The sequence below is a fragment of the Pseudoalteromonas sp. RB2-MNA-CIBAN-0110 genome, from assembly GCF_040309305.1.
In the GTDB taxonomy this organism is placed as follows: Bacteria; Pseudomonadota; Gammaproteobacteria; order Enterobacterales; family Alteromonadaceae; genus Pseudoalteromonas; species Pseudoalteromonas arctica.
In genome coordinates this window covers 1-247 of record NZ_JBEOOQ010000272.1, presented here as the reverse complement: position 1 = coordinate 247, position 247 = coordinate 1, and the positions used below count along the sequence as shown (strand labels likewise).

Here is a 247-nt window from a genome sequence, read left to right as displayed (position 1 = left end):
GTTATTTACTTTGATTGCTCGGTTAACCTGTATTTTAGGCGTATCTACTACTGTGTAGCCGTTATTTTCGGCAATATAATATACATTTTGATAGGTATAATAAGTGTTATTGCGATGCCTTAAACGTGAGTGGTATCTAGGCAGTGATCTAATATGTAAACCTCTTGGTGGCATTACCTCTCGATAGCCTCTGCTGTGTTTACGATAGTAAGTGCCATTATGGGTATTAAATACTGCACCATTAAAA

General features: G+C 36.4%; 1 protein-coding gene. It reads right to left on the bottom strand.

Going from position 1 to position 247, the window contains the following annotated elements; genetic code table 11:
* On the bottom strand, nt 1-247 hold a 247-nt coding region (locus tag AAEY68_RS21460; RefSeq protein WP_350586873.1), incomplete at both ends, for a DUF6515 family protein.